The 1,815-nt window shown below is 46.2% G+C and carries 2 protein-coding genes; one reads left to right on the plus strand and one right to left on the minus strand.

The window, feature by feature from the left end; genetic code table 11:
• Window positions 1-766: potassium channel family protein (locus R8N28_RS23960; protein ID WP_318183515.1), on the plus strand; the 766-nt coding region annotated here is incomplete at its 5' end.
• A gap of 62 nt (window positions 767-828) precedes the next feature.
• Here the strand turns inward: R8N28_RS23960 and R8N28_RS23965 are convergent.
• On the minus strand, window positions 829-1,815 hold a 987-nt coding region (locus tag R8N28_RS23965), incomplete at its 5' end, for a CHAD domain-containing protein (RefSeq protein WP_318183516.1).

A 1,815-nucleotide genomic window follows, 5' to 3' on the forward strand; every position in this document is an offset into this window, starting at 1 on the left:
TAATGATATCAAAGACAGCACTCGACCGATGGGCCTGTTGTCACTAATCTTGTCCTTTATGGCGTTATTTGTGATCTCTGGCCTGTTGTTTTTTCCAATCGATAACGAAACCCGTCAAGTTCTTATCGGTCTGGATTTTATAATCTGTAGTATTTTTCTATTGCAGCTCACCATTGATTTGATCCGCTCCACAGATCGACGTTCATTTATTAAGCTGCATTGGATAGATTTTGTGGCCAGCATCCCAATGATCGAGCCATTACGCTTTGCTCGCATCTTTCATATTTTGCGCGTGGTGTTGGTGCTGCGCTCTTCAAAGTTCATTCTGCATCAGCTCAAAGAAAACCGCCGAGAAACGACCGTCGCGTCCATATTGCTGTTGATGGTGATCCTCATAACGCTCGGTTCCACCGCCATGCTGTTTATCGAAGCCAAAAACCCAGCTGCGAACATCCGTACTGGAGCTGATGCTTTGTGGTGGGTCTTTGTGACCATCTCCACTGTGGGTTATGGCGATCATTATCCAGTGACCTCTGGAGGAAAGTTTTTAGCCGTCATCATCATCGTTTGTGGAGTGGGGATCTTCGGTATGATCTCTGGTGTGATTACGTCGATTTTAACCGCTCCGACTAAACAGCAAGATCACCGTTCTAAGAACAAAGAGCGGATGTTAGAACAGCTATTAGAACAGCAAGAACAAATCCTTGAGCGACTAACTCTTATCGAAGAGGAAATGCAGCAACGCAAAATTCAGACAAAAAAATAGGACCTATCGGTCCTATTTCTCTTTAAATTAATGAAGATAACGCTACTTTGCGCTCGCTTATCTTATTTTTCACGCCAGTACGGCTGAGTCTCTACGCTGATTGCTCTTGTTTGATCCATTGCATGAAGAATCGAACGCTCTTGGCGGTGCAGCCAACGCTCTAGCTGTTCTTTCTCTTCATTTTCCAGCATATCGACCAAAGGCAATAGATGGTTCAGCATCAACAGATCATCAATGCCATGCACTAAGTCAGCCCAAGGAAGGCGGAAACTATTACGCTCGTCGAAGTTGTACAAGCTCGCAAAACCAATTCCAGTGTAAAGGTTACGCAGCAGACGGTAACGCTGATCCACATACTCTTGCGCAGACAAATCACGCTCTGCAGGGAAAGCTTCCATCAGCTCTGCCCAAGTGCGATCCAATTGCGTCACAGAAAACGGCATGATGTTGCTTGCCATCTTCTCGCGCGCTTTCTCATCCAAGAATGGCTGCCAGCCACGCGCTAAGATCCAGCGGCTAAGATCCAGCAGTAATCCTGTGTAACGCGCCGAACTCAACAATGTCAGCATCTCTTCACGACTTGGCAACTCTTCCAACTGTTGAGTCAACTCAGAGACAAGGAACTTACGCGCGTCAAGTTTGCGCAATACGTTACCTTTATCATCAAGCAACTCTTCAAGGTGAGCATGTTCATCAAGCCAAACGAGCTCTTCTTCTAACCACTTCAATTCTTGACGTAAGATAGCGCTCGCACGACGAGGCACTACGCCACCAAAAATGGTCAATGTTTGGCGAATAAAACGAATGGCGTTACTGATTTCACGCAGCGCTTCCACACTGTCGCGCTCTGAGTAAATTTGTTCGTGGTAATGCCAATGCGATAAAGCATGTTCAAGTGAATTGATTAAGCAGTATTCAACGGTGTCTGTTTTGTTACTGTCCACTAAAGAAAGCGGCTTCACTTCGTCGCCAGTGTAACCAGTCGCTAAACGGTAGCCTTTTGCGGCTTTGCTCAAGTTACCCAGACGCATCCCACCTTGTTCGCAGAA

Source organism: Vibrio sp. Vb1554 (assembly GCF_033344235.1).